The organism is Nocardioides sp. WG-D5, assembly GCF_054031175.1.
In genome coordinates this window covers 5594927-5619644 of record NZ_CM132928.1, presented here as the reverse complement: position 1 = coordinate 5619644, position 24718 = coordinate 5594927, and the positions used below count along the sequence as shown (strand labels likewise).

The following is a 24718-nucleotide window of genomic DNA, read 5'->3' as shown; positions in this document are numbered from 1 at the left end:
CCTGGTCGCCCCCTTGGTCCTCGGTGCCGCCGCGCTCTGGCCCCCAGGCCCGGCGGTCGCGGGCCCGGCAAGTGACCCGGCCGTCGTCGCAGCCTCTGTAGCACCAGACAACGACCGGGTGTGCCGGACGAGCACCGTGCCCGTCGACCTGCAGCCTGGCGTGACGATCGCGCCCGGAAGCGATCTTGGCATCACCTTCGACAAGGAGCGAAGCCACCAGTACCTTCTGGTGAAGCTGTGCCTGCCAACGGGGCAGACCCCACGCGGCGTGCAGGTGCTCGTCCACGGGATCACCTACGACCACCGTTACTGGAACATCGCAGACCCCCAAGATTCGGACGCGGACACCTATTCTTGGGAGCACGCCGCCATCCGCGCAGGGTATGCGACCGCCGCGGTCGACCGTCTCGGCAGTGGCGACGCCAGCCATCCCCTGAGCACATTCGTCGACATCACGTCCAACGCGACAGCACTCCACAATGTCGTCGAGGCCCTACACGCCGGCGACGTGGCGGCACCGGGCGCTCGTCCGGTTGCCTTCTCCCGCGTCGCATTGGTCGGGCACTCCGGCGGTAGCGTCATCAGCATGATCGAGGCGTCACGCTTCCGAGATGTCGACGCTGTCGTGCTGACCGGGTTCAGCCACAAGATGAACCTTGACGCGATGGTCAATATCCCCGCAAGCTCCTACCCCGCGATGCTGGATCCACAGTTCGCAGGATCTCTGCGCGACCCCGGCTACCTGACCCCGCGACCGGGCACCCACCGCGGCCTCTTCTATGCGCCCGGCACGGACGTGGACCCGCGCATCATCGAGCGCGACGAGGCAACCAAGGGCACCTACACCGTCGAGGAGATCGACAACCTCCCCCTTGCCCTATCCACCCGGCTCCAGGTTGACGTGCCGGTCCTGCTCATGAACGGCACACGGGACGGCATCTTCTGCAGTCAGTCCGTCCTCGATCTGGGCACCGACTGCTCTACTGAGACGCGCGTCGTCGCGCAGGAACGCCCCTACTTCCCCTACGCGCCGACGGTCGACTCGATCCTCGTACCCGGGCTGGGCCATGACCTCAATGCGTTCCGTCAGGCGAGGTCCGCCTTCCGCGGAGCCAACTCGTGGCTCCAGGCGACCATGCCACCTGGATGAGAAGGAGCACGATGGAGCACACCCTTGGGTGTGAGATCTACGTTGAATCGCGGCGGGCGGCCGCGTGCCGCGCACGGATCCGAGGATGCGGCCCGGCTTGCAGGTAAGACGTTCACGGAACTCGGCGGGAGATGGTCCGCGGGTGACTGCGTCGCCGGGCACGCCTCAGGGTCAGCTCGCGACGATGGGCAGGATGATCCGCGACGGGCGGCTGCGATCGTGGAAGATCCGTTGCCGTGCCACGCGGATGGTGATCTGTTCGCCGACAGGTTCGTCTGTGTTCAGGTTGCGGTCCCAGCGGGGGAAGTTGCTCGATGTGACCTGGACCCTCAGGCGGTGGCCCGCTCGGATGACGATGGATGTTGACCACAGATCGATCTCGACCTCGTCGACGCGGTGGGCGTCGGTGTGCACGCGAGTGATGCCGTCGACGATGTTGCGCGAGACACCTGCGGAGTCGACCTCGCACAGTCGCACAATCCAGTCCGTCGACGGGCCGTCGGTCGACGCGAACAGTGTCGCGCGCACTCGGCCGGTGATCTCAAGATCATCCTCGAGCGGCTCCGTCGTGAAAACGAGGACGTCATCACGCTCCTCTGTCTCGCGCTGGTCGAGAGGACCGGCCGGGAACTCCGTCGACAGCAGCATGTTGCCGCCACGTGTGATGACGGGATCAGCTGGGTCGTAGACGAAGGACGAACTCGCGTCGTCGGCGACGGAATTTGACCAGTTGAGCGACCCTTCTACGTCTAGGTAGAGCTCGGTGTCCTTGGCTCGCGAGAGCGGCCACTCACCCTCTTCGCGCCACTGGTTGATACCCATCACGAACAGCAGCACTCCGGACTCGTGATCCTTCGTGGCCGGCTGATCCTTGAGCCAGTGGTCGAACCAGGCAAGATGGATGTCGCCGACGGCTTGTCCGCCGGGCACCATCGCACCCAGTCCGTAGTTCGTGTCATTGACTTGTCCACCCTGCGTGCCCGCAATCGTCCCGTGAGTCCAAGGCCCCACGATGAGTCGCGCGGTATGGCCGCGCTCGCGCATGCCGACGAAGTTGTCGAGCGTGCCTTGAAGGAACAGATCGTTCCAGCCGGCGAAGTTCAGCGAGGGCAGGCTCATCGCGTCATAGTGGGTAGAGACCCTGCATTCGTCGGTCGTGAGCGGATCGGCCAGCGCGCGTGTCACGCCGAGGTCGGGCTGACCGGTGGCTGCGATGGCTGGCAGGCCCGACGGAAGCTGCCAGTAGGTCGAAGTGGCCAAAGAGTCGAGACCGCGGAAGGTGCTCTGCACCCTCTGCATCATCTCGTCCGGAGCCAGCCCTTCCTTGGGGTGTTGGCCCAGGGCAGTCATATGCCCCCACAGCGCGTTCACTCCCAGCTCGATGGCGCCACCTCGGAACATCAAACCGTCCTCGGGATCGCTCCACGTTATGACAGGCGCGATTGCCCTCAGCTGAGGTGATCCCGCGATGGCTGCACTCCACTGGGTGCTGCCGTGGTAGCTCGCGCCGAACATGCCGACCTTGCCATTGCCGTATGGCAGCGATGCAGCCCACTCGACCGTGTCGTAGCCGTCGTCTCGCTCATGCTTCCACGGTGTCCACTCACCATCCGACGCGAAGCGTCCGCGAGTGTCTTGGTAGATGACCACGTAACCTGATCGCGCCGCTCGCTTGAAGTCGATGAAGAGGTCCAGAAGCATGTTCTTGTCGTACGGGCTGCGATTCACCAGGACGGGATAGCTTCCTTCCTCGGCCGGTCGGTAGATGTCCGCGCGCAGAATCGTGCCGTCGCGCATCGGGACGGGGACATCGACCTCGATCTCGATTGTGTGCATCTGGTGCCTTTCTCCATCGGGACTGATGGCCCCGGTCCTCGTTTCTGGCGGTGACGGTAAGTCGGATGATACGGATGTGTCGATGGCCGTACCATCCCCCTTTCGAAGGTACGCCAGCGAGCCCAATGCCCCAGATGGACGAAGGGATCGTCCTGCGATGTCGCGTGCCCGATGGGCGGTGGCGCCTACTCGGTCACCGATCAGAGGGGACCAAGACGCTTGGCCCAGTGGGGATAGTGCATCGTCTAGCCGCTTCTTCCTACTGCCTGATCGGCTCAGCAACAGGTCGTCATCCAGCAGGGCGGTGAAGGCGTTGTTCACCAGCGTGCATTCAGCCGCGAGCCGGCCGACCACCGGCACGGCGACGGCATCGTCCCTGATGTTGACCAGCGCGTCTTTGAGGGTCCCATCAGACCTTGGCTATACGGAGAACGACACCATCAACTGCTTCGGGTGAGCCAGAAGGTCAGACAGGCCCGCAAATCTTCCCGCCAATCCCTTGCGGCGACACAAGCAACAGGGATACGGTTCGGTCACACCAAGGAGGAATCGTGACCACTGAATCGCGTAAGAATCCCCTCGTCGTGTTGATCCACGGCTACCTCGACGACCCCTCTGTCTGGGGAGATGTGGCCGCCGCGCTTGAGGCCGAGGGCTTCCGCACGATTGCCCCGGAGATCGCCCGACGCGACGGTGAACTGACTCTCGGCGCATTTACCGAGGTGGTCTGCACCGCGACAAGGGCGGCGCTGGCGGACGAGGGCCACGACGGGGTCGTGTTCGTCGGTCACAGCATGGGGGCACAGGTCGCCGAGCTGGCGGCGCGGGATAACAGCGATGCCGTTCGCGCCCTGGTCGTACTCTCACCTATCCCCCTCGAGGGGCTCGTCCTACCCGAGGAAGTGGCCGGGCCTCTGCGGGGCTGCGGCGGCAGCGCCGAGATCCAGCGCGCGCTGCGCAGCCAGCTCTCGTCGGCGCTCGACGACAAGGCGGTCGAGGACCTCGTCCGAAGCGGAGTTGAAGTGCCGAAGGAGCGTGTCGAAGCCTGGTTCGATTCCTGGACCGGCGGCGATCCGGCCTCGGCTGAGCAGGCCACGCCGGGCGTGCCGACTATGGTGCTCTCCGGCGCCGATGATCCCTTCGTGGGGAAGGACATCCTGGGGCTGATCGAGGCGCGTTTCCCCGAAGCGATCCAGCACGGCATCTCCGGTGCCGGCCACTGGCCGCATGTCGAAGCACCGGCTGCCGTGGCCGGCGAACTGGTCGCCTTTCTCAACGCCGTGGCCGTCGCGGAAGAGCAAGGTGCAGACGGTGCCGTTGCGGAAGAGCATTGGACCGGGGCTTTCGCGGCAAAGCGGAGCCTCGCCTTCGCCGAAACCTTCGCATCGGACGTGACGCTGCATGCCTCCGCACTGCGCCGGCCGCTGACCGGACGCGACGATGTCGCCTACCTGATGGGCGAGGCCAGCCAGATCTATCAGGACCTCGAGTTCGTACACGAGGCGCAGGGCGGCAGGCTCACCTTCCTCGAATGGCGTGCACAGACCCGCTCGGGAGTCTCGCTCGAAGGCGTCACGGTGCTCGAGCGCAACGAAGCCGGACTGATCTCGCGGGTCGCCATCCATCACCGTCCGCTGGACGGGGTACTGGCGTTCTCCGCCGAGCTGCGCGAGCGCACGCTCGGGCGTTTGGGCGACGGCTACCTCTGGAGCGGCACGCCCCAGGCGTGACCCGAGTCCTTCCGACAACCACCTGAGCGAGGGGAAAGATCATGTCTCTCCAAGACCAACGCGGTCCTTTCGACGTACGTGTAGAGCGTGGCGCGGTCATGCTGACACGGGACGGCAAGCGGCTCTACGCCGACATCTACCAGCCGCACGGCGACGGCGAGGTCCCCACGCTGCTGCGCAGGACCCCGTACGGAAAGACCCAGAACGACCTCGCCGAGCCGTTCAACGAAGCCCACTACTTCGCGTCCCACGGCTACCTCGTCGTCGTGCAGGACACCCGCGGACGCCATGGTTCTGAGGGTGTGTGGCACCCGTTTGTCTACGAGGCGCAGGACGGCTACGACGCCGTCGAGTGGGCCGCCTCGCTCCCCCGGTCGAACGGCCGGGTGGGAACCTTCGGACAGTCGTACGGCGCCATCGCGCAGTACCTCGCCGCAGCCCAGCGGCCGCCGCATCTCGTCACGGCAGTGCCCGTCTCCGCCTACCTGGGCGCGTTCGAGAACTACTGGTACAACCATGGAGCACTCGAGCTGAGCTGGACGCTCAGCTACTTCATGAACATGGCCACCGACGTGCTCACCAAGCTCGGCGACGGAGGTCGCCTTGCCGATCTGGAGGCGATGAAAAGCGATCCCGCCGTGCGGTTCGCCCCACTGACCGACGCCGCTCTCCGGCACCTGCCGCTCGAGGACTGGATCGACCGGTTCGGCCCGGGCGCGCCGTTTCTGTCAGACATCCTTCACCACGACAAGGACGACGCCTACTGGTGGGCGGTCGACCTGAGGCGGCAGCTGCACAATATCGACGTGCCAATGCTGCATGTCGGGTCCTGGTACGACATCGCCAACGGGGACACCCCTCAATACTTCCTCGGCATCCGTGACCAAGCCATGTCCCCGACATCGCGCGAGAACCAGGCGCTCTTCATGGGTCCATGGGCCCATCTGTTGCCCTACAGCCAGCCCACGTCGAGGGGCACGGGCGACATCGACTTCGGCCCCGAAGCGGCTTTCCCCGTGCTGGAGATGCAGCTCGAGTGGTTCAACCACTACGTGCGGGACGGCGGCACGTCCCTCCCCCGGCCACCCGTGACCATCTTCGTCATGGGTGAGAACGCCTGGCGTCATGAGAGCGAATGGCCTCCCAAAGCAGCGCAGTCGACGTCGTGGTACCTCCACAGCAACGGTGATGCCAACGGCGCGGACGGAGGGGGCGTCCTCGACCTCGAAGACGCCAGGCCCAACGAACGGCCCGACACCTACATCTACGACCCGGACAACCCGGTGCCCAGCGCCGGTGGCCGGCATGTGGGGGGCGGGGTGCGCGACCAGCGCTCCAAGGCGTCGCGGCAGGACGTGCTGCATTACACCTCAGCGCCAATGGCCCACGCGCTCGAGGTCACCGGCGCCTTGCAGCTGGAGTTGCATGCGTCGACCGACGCCGTCGACACGGACTTCATCGCGATCCTCTGCGACGTCCATCCCGACGGGTTCGTCCAGAACCTTGCAGAGGGCCTCGTCCGTGGCCGGTTCCGCGATAGCTACGACGAACCGTCACTGCTGACCCCGGGGAAGGTCTACCCGTTCACGATCTCCATGGGGAACATCAGCCATGTCGTCAAGCCAGGTCACGCGCTGAGACTGCTCGTGACCTCCAGTGACTTTCCTCGGTGGGATCGCAACACCAACACCGGCGACCGTCCGGCGGCCGCCACCCAAGTCCGACCCGCACGGCAGACCATCCTCCACGACCAGGATCACCCTTCGCGGCTGGTCCTCCCGACGCTCGCGGCCGAGCAAGGAGAACCGAGCAGATGACCGATCGACAGCCTAAGGACGTGACGAGTTTGGATGCCCTGGTGGAGAAGACGCGCGAGTTTATCCGGGCGGAAGTGCTCGAGATCGACGATCAACACGACGGCGACTTCGAGGCGGCCGGCGGCGATGAGCTGCGCGTAAGGCTGCAGGATCTCGCCTCCAAGGCCGGACTGCTGGCTGTCCATGCGCCTGTCGACTGTGGGGGCCTCGGCCTCGGGATGGTCGATCGGGCCGCTGTGTTCGAGGAGGCTGGCTACTCGCTCTTCGGCCCAACGGCTCTCAACATCGCTGCACCTGACGAAGGCAACATCCATCTCTTGGACCACGTGGCCTCCGAGGGACAGCGAGACCGTTACCTACGCCCGATTGTCTCCGGCCAGCAGCGGTCGGCGTTCGCGATGACTGAGCCGAGTCCCGGCGCGGGGTCCGACCCGGCGGCACTCATGACGAGGGCGAAGCGCGTCGACGGCGGTTGGCTGATCAACGGCCGCAAGCACTTCATCACCGGGGCTGACGGTGCCGGGGTGTTCATCATCATGGCGCGCACGAGTGGCGAGCCCGGTGACCTCGGTGGGGCCACGATGTTCTTGACGCCAGCTGCCCGCCCGGAGATCCAGGTCGTCCGCCACATCGGCACTATGGACAAGTCGATGCTGGGCGGACACTGCGAGGTCGTCTTCAACGATCTCTTCGTCGCCGACGAGGACGTTCTCGGCGAGGTCGACGAAGGCTTCCGCTACGCGCAGGTGAGGCTCGGGCCAGCCCGGATGACCCACGTGATGCGATGGACTGGAGCAGCGCGGCGAGCACACGAGGTCGCCATCAGGTATGCCAGCAACCGCCGCGCGTTCGGGTCACCGGTGGCCGAGCTCGGCATGGCGCAGCAGATGATCGCCGACAACGAGATCGACCTCGCCGCGACTCGCGCACTGCTGCTGCGGGCGTGCGAGGAGCTGGACGCGGGAGGGCGAGCCTCACTCGCGACCTCGATCGCCAAGACGTTCGCGGCAGAGGCCCTGAACCGGGTTGTCGACCGCGCTGTCCAGCTCTGCGGCGGTCTGGGTGTCTCTGCCGACCTTCCAGTGGCCAAGATCGCCCGGGAGATCCGGCCCTTCCGCATCTACGACGGACCGTCCGAGGTGCACCGTTGGTCCATTGCTCGACGGGCCGTCGCCAGGGTCACGAAGGCCGACCTGTGACAGTTCCCGCACAGTCCGTACGCTCGCAGCCGCTGTCCGATGCCGAGCTCAACGGCGTCGCCGAAGTGATGCTGGCCGCTGGTATCAGCCTCGACAACAAGGAGTTGAAGGCGACCCTTATCGCTGGGGGCCGGTCGAACCTGACCTGCCGACTCGACGGCGGGGGTACGTCCTGGGTGTTGCGGATGCCGCCACGCACCGGGCGGACGCCGTCGGCGCACGACGTAGCCCGTGAGTTCCGCGTCACGAAGGCGCTCGCCAACTCGGTCGTTCCCGTCGCGCGCCCCTTGCTCCTGTGCGAGGAGGACAGCGTCCTCGGGGCACCGTTCACCATCGTCGAGTACGTCTCCGGGACGACGATCCGAACCTCGGCGGAGCTCGATGAACTCGACGACGGCGCCGTGGCAACCATCTCCCTGCGGCTCGTCGAGACACTCGCTGCGCTGCACCGGGTCGACCCGGAAGCCGTCGGCCTCGAGAACTATGGACGGCCTGACGGCTACGCGGCTCGACAGCTCCGGCGATGGACCGGCCAGTGGGAGCTGGTCGGCTCAGCTGACAACGCCGCGGCCGCGGCCGCGGCCGAGCTCTCCAGGCGCCTCGGAGCAGCCGTTCCCGCGCAGGGCGCGACAGGCATCGTCCACGGCGACTTCCGTATCGACAACGTGATCCTGACGCTTGGCGCCGGCCGCCCACCGGCGGTGGCTGCAGTCGTGGACTGGGAGCTTTCCACACTGGGCGACCCCGTCGCCGACGTGGCGATGATGTGTGCCTACCGCGACCCGGTCTTCGACCTCATCGTCGGCGAGCCGAGCGCTTGGACCAGCACACGAATCCCCGACGTACCCGCGTTGGCACGAACCTACACGGAGGCCGGCGGCGTCGCCTTACGGGACTGGGAGTTCCACCTCGCGCTCGCCTATTTCAAGATCGCCGTGATCGCAGCGGGCATCGCACACCGCGCCCGTGTCGGGGCCGCCACCGGCCAGGGGTTCGACAGCGCGGGCGAAGCCGTGTCCAGGTACCTGGCGCTTGGCCTTCAAACGCTCGACGTGGCACGAGGTGGACGTTGAGGACGGCGCTGATCACCGGCGCATCGCGCGGCATCGGACGAGGGATCGCCCTCGACCTCGCCCGCCAGGGCTTCGGGATCACGGCCACCTCGCGCCGCGAGGAGGACCTGGCGGCGCTGGCTGCGGAACTGAGCGCCGCTGGGGCAGCCCATGTCGTGACAGTCGCCGCCGACCTCGACGACCGAGCCGTTCTCGGGACGGTCGTCGAACGCCATGCAGCGGCATACGCAGGCATGGACGCGCTGATCCTCTCCGGCGGCGTCGGGACGGGCGGGTCGCTGGAGACGTTGTCCCCGAGCCGCGTCGACAAGACGATCGCGGTCAACCTGACCTCCGCAATCACCATCGTCCAAGCCGCGTTACCGCTCCTGCGCGCCGCCGCTGTCAATAGTCAGTACGGGGCCCGCGTCGTCGCACTCTCCTCCATCACAGGGGTGTACGCCGAGCCAGGACTCGCCGTCTACGGCGCCTCGAAGGCAGCACTGATATCGCTGATCGAGACGCTGAACGCCGAGGAGTCGGGCAACGGCGTCATGGCAACCGCAATCGCCCCAGGGTACGTCGCCACCGACATGTCCGCTTGGACAACGGACACCATCCCTGCCGAGACCATGATCCCCGTCGAAGACGTCGTCGCCGTTGTTCGCATGCTGCTCGGCCTTCGCGCGGTCACCTCGTTGACGAAGATCGTGCTGTCCCGCAGTGGCACCTCAGGGTTCACCGCCTGAAACAGATACCGGTGTGGCGGAGGCGAGTCATCGCCTCCGCCACACCGGTGTTCGACATGCTCATGACGTCATCACGACGCGGGGTTCTCGACCAGGCCGTAGGTCGTGGTCCGCTGACGGGCGGGGCGTCCGGCCGCGAGGGCCATGGCCTCGAGCTCGGCGCGGTCTTTGCGCGACCCGTTGGTCGAGCCCGCCATCCTGGAGATGGTCTCCTCCATGAGCGTGCCCCCGAGGTCGTTCACGCCTCCGTTGAGCAGTTTCACGCACTCGTCCGGCCCGAGCTTCACCCAGGAGCACTGGATGTTGTCGATGAGACCGTGGAGCATGATGCGTGCCACGGCGTGCACCGCGATGTTGTCACGAACCGTCGGCCCCGGTCGTGCCACGCCGGCCAGGTAGATCGGTGACGATTGATGGATGAACGGGAGTGGCACGAACTCGGTGAACCCGCCGGTCTCGCGCTGGATCTGTGCGATCGTCTGCAGGTGTCCCACCCAGTGCCCGGGATGATCGACGTGGCCGTACATCATGGTGCTTGTGGTCGGCAGCCCGACGCGGTGCGCCGTGGTGATTACCTCGATCCATTGACTGCTCGGCAGCTTGCCCTTGGTCAGCACCCAACGAACATCATCGTCCAGGATCTCGGCCGCCGTACCTGGGAGGGAGTCGACGCCGGAGTCCTTGAGAGCCACAAGGTACTCACCGATCGGCATCCCGGTCCGGATCACGCCGTTCATGACCTCCATCGGCGAGAAGGCGTGCACGTGCAGGGACGGTTCCGCCCGCTTCACGGCAGCGGCGATGTCGAAGTAGGCGGTGCCGGGCATCTCGGGATCGATGCCGCCTTGCATGCAGACCTCCGTCGCGCCGACCGAGACGGCGATGCGAGCCCGGTTCGCTATCTCGTCCAGAGAGAGCGTGTAGGCGTCCGTGTCGGTCTTGCGTTGAGCGAAGGCGCAGAATCGGCAGCCGGTGTAGCACACGTTGGTGAAGTTGATGTTCCGGTTCACCACGTACGTCACGTCGTCACCCACTGCGTCCTTGCGCAGTTGGTCGGCGAGCCGGACGACGGCGTCGAGGGCCGCCCCCTCCTCCGCAGCCATCAGCGCTAGCGCATGTCCGGTCGATAGGCCAGACGGGTTGGCCTCTGCTGCGCGCAGTGCCGCCGACACGTCCGACGACAGTCGCTGAGGGCGCGACTCGGACGCAACCTTCTCTCGCAGCATCCCCCAGTCCCCGTAGACGTCCGCGAAGTCGCCGCGCCTGTCACCTGTCCGTCCTTGCGTGTCGACCGATGTGTGCAGGTCGGAACGGCCGGTGGTGACGTCGAATCCCCCCTCGGGCTCCTGCCACGGCAGACCCGACGGCGTCGCCTGCGGGTGGGCGAGCCCGTCTGGCCCCTGCAGAGCCCCGACATGACGGGCCAGGCGCGGATCGAGCCATGGAACGTCCAGATACCCGGGGTGGGCAGTCAGGCGTTCGCGCAGTTCGAAGCCGGCGTCCGCGGACAAGGACGTGAGTTGGTCAATCTGTGGCCAAGGTCGTTCGGGATTGACGTGGTCCGGGGTCAGTGGACTGACCCCGCCGAAGTCGTCGACGCCAGCGTCCAGCAGCGCCCGGCACTCCGCGAGATCGACCAGGTTCGGCGGTGCCTGGATCCTCATAGCGGGCCCGAGCAGCACCCGGCTGGTGGCTATGGCGCTGAGGTACTCCTCGAGGCCGAGGTCACCGGCAGTCCGCATCGCCGTGCCCGGCTTGGCGCGGAAGTTCTGCACGATCACTTCCTGGATCGAGCCATACTTCCGCGAGATCCGGCGCAGCTCGAGGATGCTCTCGGCCCGTTCTCGCAGATCCTCACCGATCCCGATAAGCAATCCCGTCGTAAACGGGACATTCAGCCGTCCCGCGTCCTCCAGCACCCGCAGCCGGACAGCGGGGTCTTTGTCCGGGGAGTTGTGGTGGGCCTTCCCTTTCGTCTCGAAGAGACGGCGCGAGGTGGTCTCCAGCATCATCCCCATCGAGGGCGCCACCGACTTCAGCCGTAACATCTCGGCCCAGGACATCACTCCGGGGTTGAGGTGCGGCAACAGACCTGTCTCCTCCAGCACCAGGATGCTCATCGCCCGGAGGTACTCCAACGTACTGTCGTAGCCGGCAGCCTCGAGCCAAGTTCGCGCCTCGGGCCACCGATCCTCCGGCCGATCACCCAGCGTGAACAACGCCTCCTTGCATCCCGCCGAGGCACCTTCACGGGCGATCGCCAGGACTTCGTCGGCGGACAGGAACGGCGCTTCTCCTCGTCTGGCCAACTGCGCTGGTGTCGAGACGTAGGTGCAGTAGTGACATCTGTCCCGGCACAGCCGCGTCAACGGGATGAAGATCTTCTTGCTGTAGGTCACGACCCCCGGGCGACCTGCCTCCAGGAGGCCGGCGTCTCTGATCCGGCGAGCCACAGCCATCAGGCGGTGGAGGTGCTCGTCCCGTGCTGCCAGAAGGGCCACCGCCTCGTCGGCATCGATGGGCTTGCCCGCCTCGACCCGTGCGAGGGCACGGGCAACCTGGCGTTGGTCGGGCACGTCGGCCAGCACGAGCTACACCTCGATCCCGGTCACCGCGACGCCGGAACGTGTCTTGTACCGCTTGTTGACACTGATCAGTACGGCCGTCAAGGGCTCAAGCTGGCGGGCGAGACGTAGCGCGCCAGCGTCGAGCCCACGCTTACCCGTCACCGATACTGCCAGGTCTCGCACGACGCCCTTTGCTTCGTCGTCATCGCCGCACACCAGCACGTCCTCGTGGGACATCGGATCAGCCGTCCGCCACAACGACAACGCCGCCACGTGGTGAAACGCCCCGACAACCCGGGCCGTCGGCACGAGCCGTTGGACCTCCTGAGCCGCCGACTCCTCGAGCACAAGACCGAACGGGCCGTCCGGGTCGAACCCGAGCGGGTTCACACAGGAGATCACGATCTTTCCCGCCAGCTCATCGGCAAGCGAGGCCACCAGGTCGGTGTGCCCTTCCCACGGCACCGCCAGCAACACAAGATCGGACCGCCGAACGGCCTCTGCGTTGGTCGCCCCGTGGACCCGTGGCTCAGGCAGCCTCGCGTTGATCTCGTCAGCCATTGCCTGCGCGCGACCAACCTCACGCGATCCCAGGATGACCTGCTCACCCGCCAGCGCGAAGCGATAGGCCAAGCCACGCCCCTGCTGCCCAGTCCCACCGACAACCGCGATGGTTCGGTCAGAGTCTCCGCCGTCCAGGTGGAGCTGGGCAAGGCCCATGGGCTTGCGCGTCTGCAATGTAGTCATGCTTCTCGTTCGCCTGTCTTCAGTCGCTCGTGCGAGGGGTTGAAAGGCGTCACAGATAGAACCTGTGGGCTCTGGTCGGGGATTGGCCAGCACGGACCACGCGCAACTTCGACCCCGAGGGTCGCCTTCCGGTCTTGACGCCGGCAGATCTGCGCGTTCTGTCTGATGGCCCTATCTGCTGGGCGCCCTCTTCGTTGCCCTCGCCTTGATCGACAGAACCATATTGGTTTTACATATGTCGGTCAAGGGTTGAAAATCCACACAAATGAGCTCAGGAGGGATGGTCGAGGCCGAGTAGACGCCGGATTGCAGACGAGGCGTGACCACCGTGGTGTCCACTGGAATCTGCCTGACCATGCGTGTGGCGACCGTGATCGCGCAGTGGGAGCGCGACCCCTCGTTCAGGAAGCGCCGCGCATTGAAGCCGTGGCTGCCTCCGCCGCCGCCTCAGGTACAGCCTCACCCAGGAGCCTTGTGACGGACTCGCGATCACGGCGCGCGAACGACGTTTGGACAACGAAGGCGACAACGGCCGTTGCTAGCACCACGACGGCATACCCCTCCACGGTGCCGAGCAGGCCGACACGGATTGCGAGCTGGCCGGCGACGATGGCAGGGACGCCGAACGAGAGATACGCCACCGTATAGACGCCGGCGAAGACGCCGGCGCGTTGATGAGGCTCGACATAGGGGCCGAGAAGCCGCAGGTGGCCAGCAAAGGATGCCCCGAAGCCGATCCCACCAACGATGCCGCCAAGCCAGACGAGACCGAGCCAGCCAACAGTGACACCGACCATGACCGCCGTCATCCCCGTGAGCACCAGAGAGACGCCGATCAGGGTGTTCCGGCGCGGGACGACACGGCCGAATGCCAGGGTTCCGACCGCTGCGGAGAACGGCGCGACGAACGCCGTGAAGCCAGCGACCAGGCCCCCGCTCAGGCCGAACTGGATGCGCACAACCGCTGGCGCGAGCGCCATGAAGAACGCGGCCAGCATCCAGCCCGCAGCATGCACCGGCAGGCCACCGAGGAACTCGCGCCGGACGGGGGCCGGCAGGCTGATCCGCGGGTTGAGCGAGCGGACAGCACCAGGCCGCGTGACGCCGGTCTCATCGGCGAATGCGACGATCCCGAAACCGACGACCATCACCACAGCAAGGACTCCGAAGACGAGGGAGTTGGCGTCCGAAGCGAACTGAACAGCTGCCCCCGTGAGCAGCGCGCCGACGCCGAGTCCGCCCGCAGAGGCGGTTCCGGCGAAGCTGGTGCCGAACTGCTTGAGGTGGCTGGGTGCGTGCTCGATGAGCGCAGCGCTGAATGCGCTGGTGGCAAAGCCGGTTGCGACGCCCTGGACGACACGGGCCACCATGATCCAGGCGATGTCATCGGCCACAAGGAAGAGGACCATCGCCGCGAGCTCGCCGACGAGGGCGCCGAGAAGGACTGGTCGTCGGCCGACATGATCGGAGAGCGAGCCGCCGACCAGCACCGCCCCGAGCATGGCGAGGGCGTAGACAGAGAACGCCAGCGTATAGGTGCTGGCCGAGAAGCCCCACTCCTGCTGACGAAGGGACAGCAAGGGGATCGGCGCGCCGGCAGCGAGGAAGAACGAGGCGAAAACGGCGGCAACTCCGGCGAACACTGCGGTCGACGGGACAGTGCGGGTCATAGATGGCCTCTCTTAGACAGATCTGTCTATTCGTCCTCGACGCTAGACGGTTCGGCTCAAGTAGCGCAAGGTCGTTTTAGACAGATCTGTCTGATACCGTTGTGATCATGACCACCAAGCGACCGTCCGCTCGCGAGCGGCTGCTCGACGCCGCCGACCGGCTCTTCTATGCCGAGGGCGTACACACGGTGGGGATCGACCGGATCATCGACGAGGCCGGGGTGGCCAAGGGGTCGCTGTTCTACAACTTCTCCGGCAAGGATGATCTGGTCAGCGCATACCTCGCGGGCCGCGAGGAGCGACGCCGCCTACGGATCGCGCGGCACTTCGAGGGACTCACCGACCCTATCGAGAAGTTGCTGGCGATCTTCGACGCACTCCAGGAGGCGGTCACATCGCCCAGCTACAACGGCTGCGCCTTCGCGAACGCCACAGCCGAGGCTGCGCCCGACAGCATCGAGGCTGTCGCGCTTCGCAATGTCCGCGGCTGGCTGAGCGAGCTCATCCTTGGGCTGACCACCGAAGCAGGCTTCGTTGACCCGAGCGCCGTGGCGGACCGACTGCAGCTGCTGTACGACGGTGCGGTGTCAAACTCCCAGCTCGACACCCATCCCGCCGCGGTGCGGGTCGCGAAGGAGATGGCTGAACTGGTCCTGGAGACGGGTCTTCGGGCCTGACCAGGGACGGCGGCCCGCGATCTGCCGGCGGCGCCCTTGATCCGCCGAGGGGTCCGATCTGAGAGCAAGCAGACCCAACCACACTCCGAGCGGTCGTCCACCGCGAGTCCGCACGGCACAGGAGCGGGAGCTCCCCACCGGATGCAAGCGAGCGGTACCGCTTCAGCGGCGGTGTCCAGCTCCGGAGGCAGTGGCCAGCGCCTTTCGAACTGCCGCCTCGACGACGGCCGTCGAGACACCCTCCGGCAACACGATGAGCCCGATCGACCCTTCGTTTTCCTCAGCGAAGGTTCGCTGCACCGCAACAAGAGCCTGTTCCACCTCTCGTTGCGGGTCCGAGGACTCGCCGCGAAGCCACCGCCGCAGCACCCGGTTGTGCGCGGCAACCACGGCCGCAGCCGTTACCTCTGCACGCAGCTCGGCTTCAGGCGTGCTATCCGCCCAACGACTCAGGTAGCGCCTGAACAGCCGCTGATACCGGGCACCGCTGACCAGCTCGCGCTCGCGGAGCGCCGGCACTGTGGACGTCAGGCGGTATCGCTCTCGCGCCCGCTCACCCTCCGCCACATAGTGGAACAACACGATCTTGACCGCGTCCGTCACGGCCGCCAAACCACCATCCGAGGGGGACGTACGCAGTCGCTCTTCCACGCTCTTCAGCAGCACATCATGATCAGGGAAGATGACCGCTTCCTTGGACCCGAATGAGCGGAAGAACGTGCTCCGGCTGACTCCCGCCTCAGCGGCGATGTCCTCGACGGCGGTGGTCTCGTATCCGCGGGTCGCGAACAGGCGGAACGCCGCATCGGCGATCTCCTCACGTCCGGTTGCCATCTCTCACCTTTCACTCGAGGGTAGACATAATGCCCGATGAGACTTAGTCTCATTCATCGACACTCCGATTCACATAAGAAGGAGCCGATCTGTTGAGCATCCTGCCTGACGAGCCGGTCATCGACCTGCACACGACCGCCGGGAAGCTGGCCGAGCTGGAGCGTCGTCTCGACGAGGCCGTCCACGCCGGCTCCGCGAAGGCTGTCGAGAAGCAGCACGCGAAGGGACGCCAGACCGCACGCGAGCGCATCGACATGCTGCTCGACGAGGGGTCCTTCCAGGAGGTCGACGAGCTGGCCCGCCACCGCAGTACCGCGTTCGGGCTGGAGAAGAACCGCCCCTTCGGTGACGGCGTGGTGACCGGCTACGGCACCATCGACGGCCGCCAGGTCTGCGTCTTCTCCCAGGACTTCACCGTCTTCGGTGGGTCGCTGGGCGAGGTCTACGGCGAGAAGATCACCAAGATCATGGACCTCGCGATCAAGACCGGCTCCCCGCTGATCGGCATCAACGAGGGCGCCGGCGCCCGCATCCAGGAGGGCGTCGTCTCCCTGGGCCTCTACGGCGAGATCTTCAAGCGCAACGTCCACGCCTCCGGCGTGATCCCACAGATCAGCCTGATCATGGGCAACTGCGCCGGCGGCCACGTCTACTCCCCGGCCGTCACCGACTTCACGATCATGGTCGACAAGACCTCCGCCATGTTCATCACCGGCCCCGACGTCATCAAGACCGTCACCGGCGAGGACATCACCATGGAGGAGCTCGGCGGCGCGCTCGCCCACAACTCCAAGTCCGGCGTGGCCCACTACATGGGCTCCGACGAGGAGGACGCGATCGACTACGTCAAAGCGCTGCTCTCCTACCTCCCCTCCAACAACATGGAGGAGCCGCCGGCCTACGACGAGGTCGCCGACCTGGAGATCACCGACCTCGACCGCGAGCTCGACACCTTCATCCCCGACGGCGGCAACCAGCCCTACGACATGCACGAGGTCATCTCGCACATCGTCGACGACGAGGAGTTCCTCGAGGTCCAGCCGCTGTGGGCGCCCAACATCATCATCGGCTACGCCCGCATCGAGGGCCGCCCGGTCGGCATCGTCGCCAACCAGCCGATGCAGTTCGCCGGCACCCTCGACATCGACGCCTCCGAGAAGGCCGCCCGGTTCGTACGCACCTGCGACGCCTTCAACGTCCCGGTCATCACCTTCGTCGACGTCCCCGGCTTCCTGCCCGGCACCGACCAGGAGCACAACGGCATCATCCGCCGCGGCGCGAAGCTGATCTACGCCTACGCCGAGGCGACCGTCCCGCTCGTCACCATCATCACCCGCAAGGCCTACGGCGGTGCCTACGACGTCATGGGCTCCAAGCACCTCGGCGCCGACATCAACCTCGCCTGGCCCACCGCCCAGATCGCGGTCATGGGTGCCCAGGGCGCAGCCAACATCGTCCACCGCCGCACCCTGGCCGAGGTCGAGGCCGCCGGCGGCGACGTCGAGGCCAAGCGCGCCGAGCTCATCGACGAGTACGAGACCACCCTCGCCAACCCCTACATCGCCGCCGAGCGTGGCTACGTCGACGCCGTCATCCCGCCGCACGAGACCCGCGCCGAGGTCACCCGCGCGCTCCGTCTCCTGCGCACCAAGCGCGAGACCCTGCCCGCGAAGAAGCACGGGAACATCCCGCTGTGACCGGTATGTCTGTCCGCGATCGCGTAGGTCCTCCCAAGTCCCCCGTAGCGTCGGGACCCCCGTGCCCGGCGCTGCGGGTTACCAGCCCCGACGCAGCACATGTCAGCACGGATGAGATCGCCGCACTTGTCGCTGTCTTCTCGGCGCTCGGCACGTCGACATCAGCGCCGCGCGAGGCCAGATCGGCGTGGTCAACGCCGCAGCTTCGCCGCCCAGTTCACCCCGGCCCGGGCGCCTGGCGCTCCAGCGCACTCCCCCGCTGACCCTCCGACACACAGCCAGCCCACGAGAGAGCACAGATCGTGAACACGTTGAGCAAGCCACTGACAAAGGTCCTGATCGCCAACCGCGGTGAGATCGCCGTCCGAGTGATCCGCGCGTGCAAGGACGCCGGAATCGGCTCCGTAGCGATCTACGCGGACCCCGACCGTGACGCGCTCTTCGTGCGCCTGGCCGATGAGTCCTACTCACTCGGCGGAGCCACGCCGGCGGAGTCCTACCTGTCCATCGAGAAGATCATCGATGTGGCGCGCCAGTCCGGTGCTGACTCGGTCCACCCGGGCTACGGCTTCCTCGCGGAGAACGCCGACTTCGCCCAGGCCGTGATCGACGCCGGCCTGACCTGGATCGGTCCCTCGCCCGAGGCGATCGACGCGCTCGGCGACAAGGCGAAGGCCAAGCAGATCGCGCTGAAGGCGGGCGCCCCGCTGGCCCCGGGCCTCAAGGACCCGGTCAAGGACGCCTCCGAGATCGTCTCCTTCGCCGAGGAGTACGGCCTCCCGGTCGCCATCAAGGCGGTCTTCGGTGGTGGTGGTCGCGGCCTCAAGGTCGCCCGCACCCTCGAGGAGATCCCCGAGCTCTACGAGTCGGCCGTGCGCGAGGCCGTCGGTGCCTTCGGTCGTGGCGAGTGCCTGGTCGAGAAGTTCCTCGACAAGCCGCGCCACGTCGAGACCCAGTGTCTGGCCGACAAGCACGGCAACGTGGTCGTCGTCTCCACCCGCGACTGCTCGCTGCAGCGTCGCCACCAAAAGCTGGTCGAGGAGGCCCCCGCGCCGTTCCTGACCGACGAGCAGAACAAGCGCCTCTACGAGTCCTCCAAGGCGATCCTGCGCGAGGCCGGCTACGTCGGCGCGGGCACCTGTGAGTTCCTCGTCGCCGCCGACGGCACCATCTCCTTCCTCGAGGTCAACACCCGCCTCCAGGTCGAGCACTGCGTCTCCGAGGAGGTCACCGGCATCGACCTCGTCCGCGAGATGTTCCGCATCGCCGCAGGTGAGGAGCTGGGTTACGACGACCCCGAGGTCCGCGGCCACTCCATCGAGTTCCGCATCAACGCCGAGGACGGCGGCAACAACTTCATGCCCGCCCCCGGCACCCTGACCGAGTGGGCCCCGCCGGCCGGCCCGGGCGTACGCCTCGACGGTGGCTACGAGAAGGGTGAGACCATCCCCGGCTCGTTCGACTCGCTGATCGCCAAGCTGATCGTCTCCGGCCGCGACCGCACCCAGGCACTCGAGCGCTCGCGCCGCGCGCTCGACGAGTTCAAGGTCGACGGCATGCCGACCGTCATCCCGTTCCACCAGGCCGTCGTCACCGACCCGGCCTACACCGCCGAGAACGGCTCCTTCGACGTCTACACGACCTGGATCGAGACCGACTTCGACAACCAGATCCAGCCGTACGCCGGCGCTGCCGGTGTGGCTGAGGAAGCCGGCGAGCGCCAGACCGTCGTGGTCGAGGTCGGCGGCAAGCGCCTCTCCGTCTCCCTGCACGCCGGACTCGGCGGCCTCGGTGGGCTCGGGGCCGGCGGCACCGGTGCCCCCAAGAAGCCCAAGCGCTCCGCGAAGAAGGCCGGCGCGGCCGCCTCCGGCGACTCCGTCACCTCGCCGATGCAGGGCACCATCGTCAAGATCGCCGTCGAGGAGGGCCAAGAGGTCGCCGAGGGCGACGTCGTCGTGGTCATCGAGGCCATGAAGATGGAACAACCCCTCAAAGCCCACAAGGCCGGCACCATCACCGGCCTGAGCGCCACCGTGGGCGAAACCGTCGCCAACGGGGCAGTCATCGCCGAGATCAAAGACTGAAGGGAACCGTGATGACACTCGCAAGCCTGGCAACGCTCCAGCCGTCCGGCAACGCATACACGCAGTGGCTCGCGACGGCACCTCAGACGCAGCCCCGGCACACTCGCGACCGATTGCCATGGGGGACCGTACATCTCCGGAGGAACGACTCCCAGCGAACGGCATGCGGAGAGCCGACAGCGCTCTGGTACACGTTCTGGGATCTTCACGTCGACATGGCGTCCCCACAGACATGTCAGGCCTGCGCCCAACGCGCCACGAGCCAGCGCAGGACCAGGGGGGACCGCTGATGCGGATCGTCATCATGGGCCCGCCGGGAGCCGGCAAGGGCACCCAGGCCAAGCACCTCGCCGAGCACTTCGGCATCCCGGCCGTCTCCACCGGCGACATCTTCCGCACCAACGTGTCGCAGGCCACTCCCCTGGGCCTGGATGCCCAGCGCTACCTGGACGCCGGCGAGTATGTGCCGGACGACATCACCAACGGCATGGTCCGCGACCGGCTCGACGAGCCCGATGCGGCCGACGGCTTCCTTCTCGACGGCTATCCACGCACGCTCGCACAGGTCGAGCAGCTCGACGAGATGATCAGATCCACCGGCCACAAGCTCGATGCCGTCATCAGCCTCCTTGTCGATGACGACGAAGTCGTCGAGCGGCTACTGCAACGGGCCCAGATCGAGGGTCGCGCCGACGACACCGAGGACATCATCCGCCGCCGCCAGCAGGTCTACCTCGAGGAGACCAAACCGCTCATCGAGGCGTACAACGAGCGGGGTCTCCTAGTGGAGACCGATGGCATGGGAGAGGTCGACGAAGTCACCGAGCGAATCCTCAACGCGTGGCGATGAGTCGCTTACCCTAAGTCGGCAACTCGGACATCGGCGGCCGCCGTGCGGGCGACGGACAGCACGCACCACGTGTCCGTGATCGTCATGATCCGGACCACGACGCCAAGGCTGACGGGCGCATGTTGGCCTCGAATGATCAGCTCGCCGACGAAGGTGCCTGCATTCCTATGTCCACGTCGCTCCCCAGTGATTCGCCCGGTGACAGCGAGAGCGGAACGGACCTCGTCCACGGCGACCAAGGGCCAGCTTCAGGACACGGTTCGGCCGAGCGCTGCCGGCTACCAGGGGTGCAGGCGAGCTGGCTCGGCGTAGAGCTGGTTCGACGCTTGGAGCTAGACGGTGATCTCCACGGCGGTGTCGCTCGCGAAGCACTGGACGGCTGCCCCGAAGGGCACCCGTGGTCGATGGTCAGTAGTGGTAGAAGCCGCGGCCGGTCTTGCGGCCCAGCAGACCGGCGTCGACCATCCGCGCGAGGAGCGGGGGCGGGGCGTAGAGCGGCTCCTTGAACTCCTCGTAGAGCGACTCGGCCACCGCCTTGGTCGTGTCCAGCCCGATGAGGTCCGCGAGCGCAAGTGGTCCTTGGGGGTGGGCCGCGCCGCGTACGAGGCCCTGGTCGATGTCCTCGGCGGTCGCGAACCCGGACTCCAGCATCCGGATCGCGGAGAGCACGAACGGGATCAGCAGCGCGTTGACCACGAATCCCGCCCGGTCTTGGGAGTCGATGGGGTGCTTGCCCAGGTCCTGCTCGACGAACGTACGCACGCGGTCGGTGGTCTCCGGCGCGGTCAGCAGGCTGGGCACGAGCTCCACCAGGGAGAGCACGGGGACCGGGTTGAAGAAGTGCAGCCCGATCACCTGCGCAGGCCGCTCGGTGGCGACGGCGAGCTTCATGATCGGGATGGAGGAGGTGTTGGAGGCAAGGACGGCCTCGGGGTCGGTGACGAGGGCGTCGAGCCGGGTGAACAGCGCAGTCTTGGCGGCTTCGTCCTCGACGATCGCCTCGATGACCAGGTCGCGGTCGGCGAGCGCCTCGAGGTCGCTGCTGATGGTGATGCGCTCCAGCACCTCGGTGGCGTCGCTGATCTTGCCGCGCTGCTCGGCCCGTTCGAGGGAGGCCCGCAGCCGGGCACGGCCCGCGTCCGCCGCTTGGGGGTTGGTGTCCACGAGAACGACGTCCTTGCCAGCCCGGGCGCACACCTCAGCGACCCCGGCGCCCATCAGACCCGCGCCGACAACTCCCGTTCGGGTGAAACCTTCCACGTCTATACCCTTCTCATAGTTCGTGCTGCGTGGCGTACTTCCGAGCGGCGTCCGGAATCACCAGACGGTGAAGGTCTCCGCACCGGCCCAGTGGCGGGCGACGGTCACGGCTGGACACACACCCTCGCTGCGGAGACGGTTGCGACGTCCGCCTTCTCCACGACCGGGTGTGCCTCCGCCACACGTCCCCGGAACGCCGCGCTCGGGGCCGCGCGGACAGGGATCAGCGTCCCCGGAACTCGAAGGCGGGTCGCGGCGCCCCTGATACGTAGGCGTCGACCGCGGCAGGCAGGACCGTTCGTACGTCTTCGGTCTCGAACAACGGCATCGCGATGTCGAACATGGCGTCGTCGGCGCCCAGTGCACCGGTAGCCTCCCACGTCCTCACCAGGGCCTTGTGGGCTGCATGGGCACGAGTCGGACCGGCGGCCAGGCGGGCCGCGAACTCTCGCGCGCGCTCCTCTACCTCTTCATCGGGCGTTACGTAGTTGACGAGTCCAGCTTCCGCCATTCGCTGCGCGCTGACCTGCTCGGAGGTCATGACCCATTCGAGGGCGCGTGCCCGCCCGACTCGCGCTGCGACGCGATACACGCCGCCGAGGAGGGTCACGATTCCGATCGTCTGCTCCGAGTGCGCAAAACGCGCCGACTCGCCCGCAAAGATGATGTCCGTTCGCAGGGCCAGCTCGAAACCTCCCCCCGAGCACATCCCGCGCACAGCCGACACAACCGGCATGGAGACGCGCTCGAGCCGGTTGAAGGCGGACATGTACGCCTCAAACCTGCCGCGCAGCTCCGTAACGTCCATGTCCGGCCAGGGACGAATGTCACCGCCGTAGCTGAAGTTGTCTCCGGTCGAACGGACCAGGATGGCCCGGGCCCCGTCTGCGTGCGCTCGGTCGATGGCCGCAACGAGGTCCTCACAGAACTGATCGCCGATGCGGTTCTGAGGGGGATTCTCGATGACGAACTCGGCGACCGCGTCTTTGATCGAGTAGTGCAGGTGCGGCATGACTGGCTCCTTCGCGGGCTCGCGCCCTTCTGTCGGATAGGTTGCGTCACCGCATTCAGGAGCCGTCGCAGCTCCGCGAGACACATGTAAGACAGTACCAAACGCACTTTGCATATGTCGATAGATCCCTTGCCATGGTCCGCGAGACCCTGGCCTACGACATATGCATATGGTATATGTATCTGTCATGACGGACAGACCTTCATCGCTCGGAACGCCCCTGGCGCCCGCTGATTTCCTGACTCGCACCGCGTCGGTCCACGGAGACCGCGTAGCGGTCGAAGGACCAAGCTTCACGCTGACGTACGCCGACCTTGCCGCCCGCGCCGCCGCGGGTGCCGGCATGCTCGTGGACCTCGGCCTGGAACCAGGAGAAAGGGTCTCGGTGCTCGCGCCGAACTCATTGACGAGCCTGGACGCACACTTTGCAGTTCCGTGGGCAGGCGGCGTCCTCAATACTCTCAACACCCGGCTGAGCCCTGCCGAGCTGAACTACATCCTCGAGCATGCCGGAACGAGTGTCCTGATCGTCGACGAGTCGCTGCGTAGCGTTGCCGCAGAGGCCGTCCAGGGCCTCGCCGCACCACCTCGGATCGTGATGGCAGGAACATCCGACAGTGAGTATGAGAAGCGCCTCTCCTCGGCGACACCGACACACGTCGACGTCACCGATGAGTTGGGGATGCTCTCGCTCAACTACACCAGCGGGACCACCGGCCGCCCCAAGGGGGTCATGTACTCCCATCGCGGGGCCTACCTGCAGGCACTGGCCATGACGATGCACATGGACCTCGACGCAAGGTCGTCGTACCTGTGGATCGTGCCGATGTTCCATTGCAACGGATGGACGTTCCCGTGGGCGGTCACCGCAGCCGGCGCCCGTCACGTGCTGGTGGACCGCCCAGAGCCCGAGGCCATCTGGCGAGCTCTGACCGACGGCGTCACCCACTTCAGCGCTGCCCCTACCGTTCTGGCGCGACTTGCCGCATTCGCCGAAGGGAAGAAGCTCGAGCACCCGGTGACCGTCGCGACCGGCGGGTCGCCGCCGTCCCCCGCGCTTCTCGATTCACTCGGCGCCCTGGGTATCGACGTGCTGCACGTCTACGGTCTCACGGAGACGTACGGGCCGGCCGCGATCTGCGACTGGCGCCCCGAGTGGGACTCACTTCCGGGAGACGAGCGTGCCCGACTCAAGGCACGCCAAGGCGTGTCGAACGTCGTGAGCCAGCCCCTTCGCGTCCGGGCTGATGGTCAGGATGTGCCGGCGGACGGCGTGAGCATCGGCGAGATCCAGTTCCGTGGTAACAGCGTCATGCTTGGCTATTACAACGACCCGGAGGCCACCGCGAAGGCCACCGACGATGGCTGGTTCCGGAGCGGGGACCTCGGCGTCCTGCACCCTGACGGATACGTCGAGGTCCGCGATCGAGCCAAGGACGTGATCATCTCCGGCGGAGAGAACATCACCTCGATCGAGGTGGAACAGGCGCTGGATTCCCACTCGGCGGTCCTCGAATCGGCGGTCGTCGGCGTACCGGACCCCGATTGGGGCGAAACGGTCGTCGCGTACGTTGCCCTGCGGCCCGGCGCAAGCGCAACAGAGTCCGAGCTGATCGACCACGTCAAACAGCGCATCGCCCGATTCAAGGCGCCACGACATGTCGTCTTCGGCGACCTTCCGAAGACTGCGACAGGGAAGATCCAGAAGTTCAAGTTGCGCAACGTCCGACTGCGCCAAGGTCCTCCGGAGGCGCCCGTGGCCGAGATGTCACCGGCTTGAAACATAG

At 66.5% G+C, this 24718-nt stretch carries 19 protein-coding genes; 12 read left to right on the top strand and 7 right to left on the bottom strand.

The genetic code is table 11. The annotated features are described in order from the left end of the window. Window positions 1–136 precede the first annotated feature (136 nt). The gene (locus ACWZJV_RS27065) at window positions 137–1150 is read left to right on the top strand and encodes an alpha/beta hydrolase (protein ID WP_457179573.1); all 1014 of its coding nucleotides are present in this window, start codon (window positions 137–139) and stop codon (window positions 1148–1150) included. Between the two features lie 171 nt (window positions 1151–1321). On the opposite strand, the gene ACWZJV_RS27060 is transcribed toward ACWZJV_RS27065, so the two are convergent. Beyond that, on the bottom strand, window positions 1322–2986 hold the full coding sequence (locus ACWZJV_RS27060; RefSeq protein ID WP_457179572.1) for a CocE/NonD family hydrolase: 1665 nt from the start codon (window positions 2984–2986) through the stop codon (window positions 1322–1324). 551 nt (window positions 2987–3537) lie between these two features. Here ACWZJV_RS27060 and ACWZJV_RS27055 point away from each other — a divergent pair. The 5 genes from ACWZJV_RS27055 to ACWZJV_RS27035 all read left to right on the top strand — a co-directional run bounded on the left by ACWZJV_RS27055 (window position 3538) and on the right by ACWZJV_RS27035 (window position 9533). Next, window positions 3538–4716, top strand: coding sequence for an alpha/beta fold hydrolase (locus ACWZJV_RS27055; RefSeq protein ID WP_457179571.1), 1179 nt, complete (start codon window positions 3538–3540; stop codon window positions 4714–4716). 98 nt (window positions 4717–4814) lie between these two features. Further along, window positions 4815–6533, top strand: a complete 1719-nt coding sequence (locus tag ACWZJV_RS27050; RefSeq protein WP_457179570.1) for a CocE/NonD family hydrolase — start codon at window positions 4815–4817, stop codon at window positions 6531–6533. Next, on the top strand, window positions 6530–7732 hold the full coding sequence (locus tag ACWZJV_RS27045; protein WP_457179569.1) for an acyl-CoA dehydrogenase family protein: 1203 nt from the start codon (window positions 6530–6532) through the stop codon (window positions 7730–7732). Before ACWZJV_RS27050 ends, ACWZJV_RS27045 begins: the two co-directional genes overlap by 4 nt. After that, window positions 7729–8805, top strand: a complete 1077-nt coding sequence (locus ACWZJV_RS27040; protein WP_457179568.1) for a phosphotransferase family protein — start codon at window positions 7729–7731, stop codon at window positions 8803–8805. The genes ACWZJV_RS27045 and ACWZJV_RS27040 overlap by 4 nt, the downstream gene beginning before the upstream one ends. Continuing rightward, complete coding sequence (locus ACWZJV_RS27035; protein ID WP_457179567.1) at window positions 8802–9533, top strand: SDR family NAD(P)-dependent oxidoreductase; 732 nt, start codon at window positions 8802–8804, stop codon at window positions 9531–9533. The genes ACWZJV_RS27040 and ACWZJV_RS27035 overlap by 4 nt, the downstream gene beginning before the upstream one ends. A gap of 71 nt (window positions 9534–9604) precedes the next feature. On the opposite strand, the gene ACWZJV_RS27030 is transcribed toward ACWZJV_RS27035, so the two are convergent. The 3 genes from ACWZJV_RS27030 to ACWZJV_RS27020 all read right to left on the bottom strand — a co-directional run bounded on the left by ACWZJV_RS27030 (window position 9605) and on the right by ACWZJV_RS27020 (window position 14517). After that, the gene (locus ACWZJV_RS27030) at window positions 9605–12118 is read right to left on the bottom strand and encodes a bifunctional FO biosynthesis protein CofGH (RefSeq protein ID WP_457182001.1); all 2514 of its coding nucleotides are present in this window, start codon (window positions 12116–12118) and stop codon (window positions 9605–9607) included. A 6-nt stretch (window positions 12119–12124) separates the two neighbouring features. Further along, window positions 12125–12847, bottom strand: a complete 723-nt coding sequence (npdG, locus tag ACWZJV_RS27025) for an NADPH-dependent F420 reductase (protein ID WP_457179566.1) — start codon at window positions 12845–12847, stop codon at window positions 12125–12127. A gap of 401 nt (window positions 12848–13248) precedes the next feature. Next, window positions 13249–14517, bottom strand: a complete 1269-nt coding sequence (locus ACWZJV_RS27020; protein ID WP_457179565.1) for an MFS transporter — start codon at window positions 14515–14517, stop codon at window positions 13249–13251. A gap of 107 nt (window positions 14518–14624) precedes the next feature. Between ACWZJV_RS27020 and ACWZJV_RS27015 the strand changes: the two genes are divergently transcribed. Beyond that, a complete protein-coding gene (locus ACWZJV_RS27015; RefSeq protein WP_457179564.1) occupies window positions 14625–15194 on the top strand; it encodes a TetR/AcrR family transcriptional regulator in 570 nt (189 codons plus the stop codon). A 162-nt stretch (window positions 15195–15356) separates the two neighbouring features. Here the strand turns inward: ACWZJV_RS27015 and ACWZJV_RS27010 are convergent, their stop codons facing one another. Then, on the bottom strand, window positions 15357–16028 hold the full coding sequence (locus ACWZJV_RS27010; RefSeq protein ID WP_457179563.1) for a TetR/AcrR family transcriptional regulator: 672 nt from the start codon (window positions 16026–16028) through the stop codon (window positions 15357–15359). Between the two features lie 101 nt (window positions 16029–16129). On the opposite strand from ACWZJV_RS27010, the gene ACWZJV_RS27005 reads away from it, so the two are divergent. The 4 genes from ACWZJV_RS27005 (at window position 16130) to ACWZJV_RS26990 (ending at window position 20659) form a co-directional block, all read left to right on the top strand. After that, window positions 16130–17725, top strand: coding sequence for an acyl-CoA carboxylase subunit beta (locus ACWZJV_RS27005; protein ID WP_457181999.1), 1596 nt, complete (start codon window positions 16130–16132; stop codon window positions 17723–17725). A 5-nt stretch (window positions 17726–17730) separates the two neighbouring features. After that, window positions 17731–17988: an acyl-CoA carboxylase subunit epsilon gene (locus ACWZJV_RS27000; protein WP_457181998.1), complete on the top strand. Its 258-nt coding sequence runs from the start codon at window positions 17731–17733 to the stop codon at window positions 17986–17988. Between the two features lie 48 nt (window positions 17989–18036). Next, window positions 18037–19809, top strand: coding sequence for an acetyl/propionyl/methylcrotonyl-CoA carboxylase subunit alpha (locus ACWZJV_RS26995; RefSeq protein ID WP_457179562.1), 1773 nt, complete (start codon window positions 18037–18039; stop codon window positions 19807–19809). Window positions 19810–20098: 289 nt separating this feature from the next. Further along, complete coding sequence (locus ACWZJV_RS26990; RefSeq protein WP_457179561.1) at window positions 20099–20659, top strand: adenylate kinase; 561 nt, start codon at window positions 20099–20101, stop codon at window positions 20657–20659. Between the two features lie 408 nt (window positions 20660–21067). On the opposite strand, the gene ACWZJV_RS26985 is transcribed toward ACWZJV_RS26990, so the two are convergent. After that, window positions 21068–21919: a 3-hydroxybutyryl-CoA dehydrogenase gene (locus ACWZJV_RS26985; protein WP_457179560.1), complete on the bottom strand. Its 852-nt coding sequence runs from the start codon at window positions 21917–21919 to the stop codon at window positions 21068–21070. 223 nt (window positions 21920–22142) lie between these two features. Next, a complete protein-coding gene (locus ACWZJV_RS26980) occupies window positions 22143–22931 on the bottom strand; it encodes an enoyl-CoA hydratase/isomerase family protein (protein WP_457179559.1) in 789 nt (262 codons plus the stop codon). 187 nt (window positions 22932–23118) lie between these two features. On the opposite strand from ACWZJV_RS26980, the gene ACWZJV_RS26975 reads away from it, so the two are divergent. After that, window positions 23119–24711 carry an AMP-binding protein gene (locus ACWZJV_RS26975; RefSeq protein WP_457179558.1) on the top strand — a complete coding sequence of 531 codons (1593 nt, stop codon included), beginning with the start codon at window positions 23119–23121 and terminating at the stop codon, window positions 24709–24711. Window positions 24712–24718 lie beyond the last annotated feature (7 nt).

Excerpts from the sequence above, each read along its gene's own strand:
- ACWZJV_RS27060 (WP_457179572.1), bottom strand. The coding sequence starts at position 2,986 with ATGCACACAATCGAGATCGAGGTCGATGTCCCCGTCCCGATGCGCGAC.
- ACWZJV_RS27050 (WP_457179570.1), top strand. The coding sequence starts at position 4,815 with ATGCTGACACGGGACGGCAAGCGGCTCTACGCCGACATCTACCAGCCG.
- ACWZJV_RS27045 (WP_457179569.1), top strand. The coding sequence starts at position 6,530 with ATGACCGATCGACAGCCTAAGGACGTGACGAGTTTGGATGCCCTGGTG.
- npdG (WP_457179566.1), bottom strand. The coding sequence starts at position 12,847 with ATGACTACATTGCAGACGCGCAAGCCCATGGGCCTTGCCCAGCTCCAC.
- ACWZJV_RS27020 (WP_457179565.1), bottom strand. The coding sequence starts at position 14,517 with ATGACCCGCACTGTCCCGTCGACCGCAGTGTTCGCCGGAGTTGCCGCC.
- ACWZJV_RS27015 (WP_457179564.1), top strand. The coding sequence starts at position 14,625 with ATGACCACCAAGCGACCGTCCGCTCGCGAGCGGCTGCTCGACGCCGCC.
- ACWZJV_RS27010 (WP_457179563.1), bottom strand. The coding sequence starts at position 16,028 with ATGGCAACCGGACGTGAGGAGATCGCCGATGCGGCGTTCCGCCTGTTC.
- ACWZJV_RS27000 (WP_457181998.1), top strand. The coding sequence starts at position 17,731 with ATGTCTGTCCGCGATCGCGTAGGTCCTCCCAAGTCCCCCGTAGCGTCG.
- ACWZJV_RS26990 (WP_457179561.1), top strand. The coding sequence starts at position 20,099 with ATGCGGATCGTCATCATGGGCCCGCCGGGAGCCGGCAAGGGCACCCAG.
- ACWZJV_RS26980 (WP_457179559.1), bottom strand. The coding sequence starts at position 22,931 with ATGCCGCACCTGCACTACTCGATCAAAGACGCGGTCGCCGAGTTCGTC.
- ACWZJV_RS26975 (WP_457179558.1), top strand. The coding sequence starts at position 23,119 with ATGACGGACAGACCTTCATCGCTCGGAACGCCCCTGGCGCCCGCTGAT.